Raw genomic sequence first — 6,038 nt, forward strand, 5'->3', positions numbered from 1 at the left:
TCCTCCTCTTAGCTAAATCTACTTAGCTTTTTCAACGATTTCAACTAGTCTCCATCTTTTATCTCTGCTAAGTGGTCTAGTTTCCATAATTCTTACTTTATCACCTATACCACATTGATTATTTTCATCATGTGCTTTAAATTTCTTTGTTCTTTTAACTCTTTTTCCATAGAGTGGATGGCGAATGAAGTCTTCTACTGTAACGACGATTGTTTTATCCATCTTATCGCTTGTAACGTATCCGACTCTTAGTTTTCTTCTTCCTCTTTCCACAGGGTAACCTCCTTCGCTTATGCTTTGATCTCTCTAGCTCTTAAGATCGTTTTAGCACGCGCAATGTCCTTTTTTATAGCTTTAATCTGCATAGGATTATCTAATTGCCCAGTTGCTAATTGGAATCTTAAGTTGAAGAGCTCATTTTTCAACTCGACAATTTTATCATTTAATTCTTGTGAAGTCATTTCTATAATTTTGTTTGCTTTCAACTTATTCACCACCCTTTTCGATAGCGTCTTCCTTCTTAACGAATTTACACTTGATTGGTAATTTGTTTGCTGCAAGTCTCATTGCTTCTCTTGCAATCTCTTCGTCTACTCCAGAAAGTTCGAACATCACTCTACCTGGTTTAACAACTGCTACCCAGTATTCAGGGGAACCTTTACCAGCACCCATACGTGTTTCAGCAGGTTTTTGTGTTACCGGCTTATGAGGGAAAATTTTAATCCAAACTTTACCGCTTCTTTTCATTTTTCTATTCATAGCAATTCTGGCTGCTTCAATTTGGTTTGCTGTAATCCAAGCAGGCTCCATAGCAACTAAACCGTAATCTCCGTAAGTCACTGTGTTCCCTTTTTGAGCAGTACCCGACATTCTACCTCTGTGAACTCTACGGCGTTTTACTCTTTTAGGCATTAACATATGGTAGTTGCCTCCTTTCACAAAACTTTCTTATTAATTATCGTTATTTCTTGGCTTTCTTGGTCCTCTGTTTTGGCCACCTTGAGCAGGTCTGTTGCCTCTTTGTGGGCGTTTGTCAGTTACTTTTCTAGCTTCTTTTCTTCTGAGTCTAGTTTCTTCACTAACGCTTGGTAAAATCTCGCCTTTGTTAATCCAAACTTTTACGCCGATTTTGCCGTATGTTGTATCTGCTTCTGCAAATCCATAGTCAATATCAGCTCTAAGTGTAGACAAAGGTACATTGCCTTCAGAATAACCTTCAGTTCTTGCCATCTCAGCGCCGCCTAAACGACCAGATGTTTGAACTTTGATACCTTCTGCGCCAGACTTGATAGATCTTCCAATAACTTGTTTCATTGCTCTTCTGAACGAAACACGTTTTTCTAATGAAAAAGCTACGTTTTCTGCAACTAACTGAGCATCTAAATCAATATTGTCAACTTCTGAAATATCTAATTGAATCGATTTTTTCGTCAATTTCTCAAGTTCTTCTCTTAATACTTTGATGTTTTCTCCGCCTTTACCAACAACCATACCTGGTTTAGCCGTGAATACATTGATATGAACTTTATCATTTGCCGCTCTGTCAATGTAGATTCTTGAAATACCTGCTGTAAAAAGTCTACCTTTTACATGCTTTCTGATTTCGAAATCTTCGATTAATAAATCTGCGAAGTTTCTTTTATTTGCATACCATTTTGAGTCCCAATCTTTGATGACTCCAACTCTGAGTCCGTGTGGGCTAACTTTTTGACCCATTCAGTGCACCCTCCTTTTACTCTTTTTCCGCGACTACTACGCCAACATGACTAGATCTTCTAAGAATAGGATTTGCTCTCCCCATAGATCCAGCGTTCCATCTTTTTAATGTAGGGCCTTGATTTGCGTAAATTTCTTTTACGATTAAAGCTTCTACATCCATGTGATGATTGTTCTCAGCATTTGCAATCGCTGAATTTAAGACTTTTAAAAATATCTCTGCACCTTTTCTAGGTGTGAATTTTAAAATTGATTGTGCTTCTTTAACATTTTTTCCTCTCACTAAATCAGCAATTGGCTTCATTTTGCGAGGAGAAATTCTTACGTGCTTAGCTTCCGCTCTAGCTTGCATTCTGATGGCCTCCTTTCGGATTATTACGTTTATTTACTCTTCTTATCGCCTGCATGTCCTCTAAAAGTTCTAGTAGGCGCGAATTCACCTAATTTATGTCCGATCATATCTTCCGTAACGTAAACAGGAATATGTTTTCTTCCATCGTGAACTGCGATAGTATGACCAACCATTTGTGGGAAAATAGTTGATGATCTCGACCAAGTTTTTAAAACTTTCTTTTCACTGTTCGAGTTCATTGTTTCTATTTTTTTCAAAAGGCCTTTATGGACAAAAGGTCCTTTCTTAAGAGATCTTCCCATGATCTGTCCTCCTTTCAGATTTAAGAACTAAAATTATTTCTTTCTAGCAGAAACAATATATTTGTTCGAATGTTTGTTTTTCTTTCTTGTCTTGTAACCAAGAGCTGGTTTACCCCAAGGTGTAACTGGATTTGGTCTACCAATAGGTGATTTACCTTCACCACCACCGTGAGGGTGATCGTTAGGGTTCATTACAGATCCTCTGACAGTTGGTCTAATACCCATATGTCTTTTCTTACCTGCTTTACCTACAGTGATGTTTTCATGGTCGATATTACCGACTTGACCCACTGTTGCTCTACACTCTTTTCTCACGTATCTCGTTTCACCAGATGGCAATCTCAAAAGTGCATTTTTACCTTCTTTGGCCATTAATTGAGCAGAATTACCTGCAGATCTAACCAATTGACCGCCTTTGCCAGCTTTCATCTCAATATTGTGAACGATCGTACCAACTGGCATATTCATAAGTGGCATTGCATTGCCCACTTTGATATCCACTTGATCACCAGATACGACAACATCGCCAACTTTTAAACCGTTTGGATGAAGGATATATCTTTTTTCGCCATCAGCATATGATAAAAGTGCAATGTTTGCGCTTCTATTCGGATCATATTCAACCGCTTCTACCTTTGCAGGTACATCGTCCTTTAATCTCTTGAAATCAATGATTCTATATTTCTTAGTCGCTCCGCCACCTCTATGACGCACAGTGATTTTACCTTGATTATTTCTACCAGAATGCTTTTTAAGGGTTACAAGCAATGCTTTTTCTGGTTGTTTTTTAGTAATTTCTTCAAATGTTGACACTGTCATTTGTCTTAGAGCAGGTGAAGTCGGTTTAAAGCCTCTAATTCCCATGGTTTTACCTCCTTCGAGTTTTTATTACATACCTTCAAAGAATTCGATAGTTTTGCTATCTGCAGTTAATTTTACGATTGCTTTTTTCCAGCTTCTAGTATAGCCTTCGTTTCTGCCTTGTCTCTTCAATTTTCCTGGCACATTTAAAGTATTTACTTTCTCTACTTTAACGCCGAAAACTTCTTCTACTGCTTTTCTAATTTGTGTTTTATTAGCACCTTTTTGCACTTCAAATGTGTACTTTCTATCTGCAGCTTGCATCATAGAATTTTCTGTAACGATTGGCTTAATGATAATATCGTAAGAGGTTCTCATTACGCGTACACCTCCTCAAATTTCTCGATTGCACTCTTAGTCACAACAAAGTAGTCATGATTTAAGATTTCATATACATTGATCTGTCCAACAAATGAAGCTTGAACGCCTTCAATGTTGCTTGCTGATCTTACTAAAACATCGTCTTTGCAACAAGTTACAAATAAAGATTTTTTACCAGCTACTTTTAAGTTGTCTAAAACTTTAAGCATCTCTTTTGTTTTTGGTGAGCTTAAAGCAAACTCATCAATCACGATGACTTCATTGTCTCTTACTTTAGCACTTAACGCTGATTTAAGCGCAAGTCTTCTCATTTTCTTAGGCAATGAATATCTGTAACTTCTTGGTTTTGGTGCAAACGCCACGCCACCACCAATATAGTGAGGTGCTCTGATTGTACCTTGTCTTGCATTACCAGTTCCTTTTTGTCTAAATGGCTTTTTGCCACCGCCTCTTACTTCCGCTCTTGTTTTAGCAGATTGAGTACCTTGTCTTTGATTTGCTAAGTAGTTCTTAACAACTTCATGCATTACAGGTATATTTGGCTCTATTCCGAAAATAGTTTCATTTAACTCTATTTCACTGACCTTTTGTCCCGAAATGTTTAATACGTCTAATTTAGGCACTGTGCTTCCTCCTTTCATCAGCTATTATTTTATTGCTTTAACAGCTTTTCTAATCACGATTTGACCGCCTTTTGGTCCTGGCACTGCACCTTTAACCAATAAGAGATTTCTTTCGAGATCCACTTTTACAACTTCAAGGTTTAAAACCGTAACTTGTTCATTACCCATTCTACCTGCCATTGGCATACCTTTAACAACTCTAGCTGGGTAAGATGCTGCACCAATCGAACCTGGACCTCTATGGAATTTAGAACCATGAGTTTCAGGACCTCTTGATTTGTTGTGTCTTTTAATAAGACCAGCAGTTCCTTTACCTTTAGAAGTGCCTGTTACATCAACCATTTGACCTTCTTCAAAAATGTCAGCTTTGATTTCTTGTTTCACTTCGAAGCCTTCAGTTGATTCAACTCTGAACTCTTTTAAAGATTTTCTGTAAGGAACACCTGCTTTGTCAAAATGTCCTTTTTTAGGTTTGTTCACGTGTTTGTCTTTAACTACACCTGAAGCAACCTGAACTGCGTTGTAACCATCTGTTTCTACAGTTTTAATTTGAGTTACTGCCATAGGCTGAACTTCAACAACTGTTACAGGTGTTACAATGCCTGCTTCATTAAATACTTGGGTCATACCGATTTTTTTACCGATAATTCCTACCATGCCTTGCACCTCCTAATAATTTTACAGCGGATTACCTTCTGTAATCATACTAAAAAATCAGGTTTATCTATTTAAACCGAAATCTTAGTTTCTAATTCTTAAAGCTTAATTTCTACATCTACGCCTGCAGGTAATTCAAGCTTCATAAGAGCGTCAACTGTCTTTTGTTGCGGATTTAAAATGTCAATGAGTCTTTTGTGCGTTCTGATTTCAAACTGCTCTCTAGAATCCTTGTATTTATGAACCGCTCTTAAGATTGTGATGATCTCTTTTTTTGTTGGCAATGGAATTGGTCCAGCCACATCTGCTCCTGTTAACTTTGCTGCTTCAACAATTTTTTGAGCCGTGTTGTCAAGGATTTTGTGATCAAATGATTTTAATCTGATTCTAATTTTTTGCTTGTTAGCCATTGTTTAACCTCCTTCTTTTTATCGTACGTTGACTGCGATCATACGACCGAGTACTTCGTCGTCCACTGCGCCGGGTGTTTCACCTTTGAATGAAAAAACAAACTCGTCGCCCATATCGCGTATGGACAATTCTCCATGGAAATTCTCTCACAGTATAAGTAACTTTCCACTTCATCGCATTAGTGCACCAGTATAGTATACAATAACCCCTCGCATAATGCAAGGGGTTATTTGCAAAGTCAATTATTAACTTTTTGTAAACATCAACAATTCTAATACAAGCTCTTATTGAGTAATTTTATTAACGTTACCAGAACCTACTGTTCTACCACCTTCACGAATTGAGAATTTTACACCCTCTTCTATCGCGATTGGTGAAATAAGTTCGATGTTCATTTCAATGTTGTCACCAGGCATACACATTTCTACGCCATCTGGTAAGCTTACAGAACCTGTTACATCTGTTGTTCTGAAGAAGAACTGTGGTCTATAGCCTTTGAAGAACGGCGTATGTCTTCCACCCTCTTCTTTTGTAAGAACGTATACTTGCGCTTCAAATTTAGTATGTGGCTTRATTGTACCTGGCTTAGCAAGTACTTGGCCTCTTTGAATTTCTGTTCTTTGTACGCCTCTTAAAAGCAAACCAACGTTATCGCCCGCTTGACCTTGATCGAGTAATTTCTTGAACAATTCCACGCCTGTTACGACTGCTTTGCTTGGCGCTCCTGTCAAGCCTACGATTTCTACTTCTTCTTGAACTTTTACGATACCTCTGTCTATTCTGCCTGTCGCTACC

Annotated in this window: 12 protein-coding genes; all 12 read right to left on the bottom strand. The window is 37.9% G+C overall.

Going from position 1 to position 6,038, the window contains the following annotated elements:
* Window positions 1-18: 18 nt before the first annotated feature.
* On the bottom strand, window positions 19-273 hold the full coding sequence (gene rpsQ / locus F3D3_RS19455; RefSeq protein ID WP_069876104.1) for a 30S ribosomal protein S17: 255 nt from the start codon (window positions 271-273) through the stop codon (window positions 19-21).
* 17 nt (window positions 274-290) lie between these two features.
* Window positions 291-485, bottom strand: a complete 195-nt coding sequence (rpmC, locus tag F3D3_RS19460; protein ID WP_069876105.1) for a 50S ribosomal protein L29 — start codon at window positions 483-485, stop codon at window positions 291-293.
* A gap of 1 nt (window position 486) precedes the next feature.
* Window positions 487-918, bottom strand: coding sequence for a 50S ribosomal protein L16 (gene rplP / locus F3D3_RS19465; protein ID WP_069876106.1), 432 nt, complete (start codon window positions 916-918; stop codon window positions 487-489).
* A gap of 33 nt (window positions 919-951) precedes the next feature.
* Window positions 952-1,716 carry a 30S ribosomal protein S3 gene (gene rpsC, locus F3D3_RS19470; protein WP_069876107.1) on the bottom strand — a complete coding sequence of 255 codons (765 nt, stop codon included), beginning with the start codon at window positions 1,714-1,716 and terminating at the stop codon, window positions 952-954.
* Between the two features lie 16 nt (window positions 1,717-1,732).
* Window positions 1,733-2,068 carry a 50S ribosomal protein L22 gene (gene rplV, locus F3D3_RS19475; RefSeq protein WP_069876108.1) on the bottom strand — a complete coding sequence of 112 codons (336 nt, stop codon included), beginning with the start codon at window positions 2,066-2,068 and terminating at the stop codon, window positions 1,733-1,735.
* 29 nt (window positions 2,069-2,097) lie between these two features.
* Entirely contained in the window at window positions 2,098-2,370 is a 273-nt protein-coding gene (gene rpsS, locus F3D3_RS19480; protein ID WP_069876109.1) for a 30S ribosomal protein S19, read from the bottom strand.
* A 33-nt stretch (window positions 2,371-2,403) separates the two neighbouring features.
* Window positions 2,404-3,234, bottom strand: coding sequence for a 50S ribosomal protein L2 (gene rplB / locus F3D3_RS19485; protein ID WP_069876110.1), 831 nt, complete (start codon window positions 3,232-3,234; stop codon window positions 2,404-2,406).
* 24 nt (window positions 3,235-3,258) lie between these two features.
* Complete coding sequence (gene rplW, locus F3D3_RS19490) at window positions 3,259-3,549, bottom strand: 50S ribosomal protein L23 (RefSeq protein WP_069876111.1); 291 nt, start codon at window positions 3,547-3,549, stop codon at window positions 3,259-3,261.
* Window positions 3,549-4,175: a 50S ribosomal protein L4 gene (rplD, locus tag F3D3_RS19495; protein ID WP_069876112.1), complete on the bottom strand. Its 627-nt coding sequence runs from the start codon at window positions 4,173-4,175 to the stop codon at window positions 3,549-3,551. The genes rplW and rplD overlap by 1 nt, the downstream gene beginning before the upstream one ends.
* A 24-nt stretch (window positions 4,176-4,199) precedes the next feature.
* Window positions 4,200-4,832: a 50S ribosomal protein L3 gene (gene rplC, locus F3D3_RS19500; RefSeq protein WP_069876113.1), complete on the bottom strand. Its 633-nt coding sequence runs from the start codon at window positions 4,830-4,832 to the stop codon at window positions 4,200-4,202.
* Window positions 4,833-4,930: 98 nt separating this feature from the next.
* The gene (rpsJ, locus tag F3D3_RS19505) at window positions 4,931-5,242 is read right to left on the bottom strand and encodes a 30S ribosomal protein S10 (protein WP_069876114.1); all 312 of its coding nucleotides are present in this window, start codon (window positions 5,240-5,242) and stop codon (window positions 4,931-4,933) included.
* 285 nt (window positions 5,243-5,527) lie between these two features.
* Window positions 5,528-6,038: EF-Tu/IF-2/RF-3 family GTPase (locus F3D3_RS19510; RefSeq protein WP_242877173.1), on the bottom strand; the 511-nt coding region annotated here is incomplete at its 5' end.

Origin of the sequence: Fusibacter sp. 3D3, from assembly GCF_001748365.1 — a bacterium.
Lineage (GTDB): Bacteria > Bacillota > Clostridia > Peptostreptococcales > Acidaminobacteraceae > Fusibacter_A.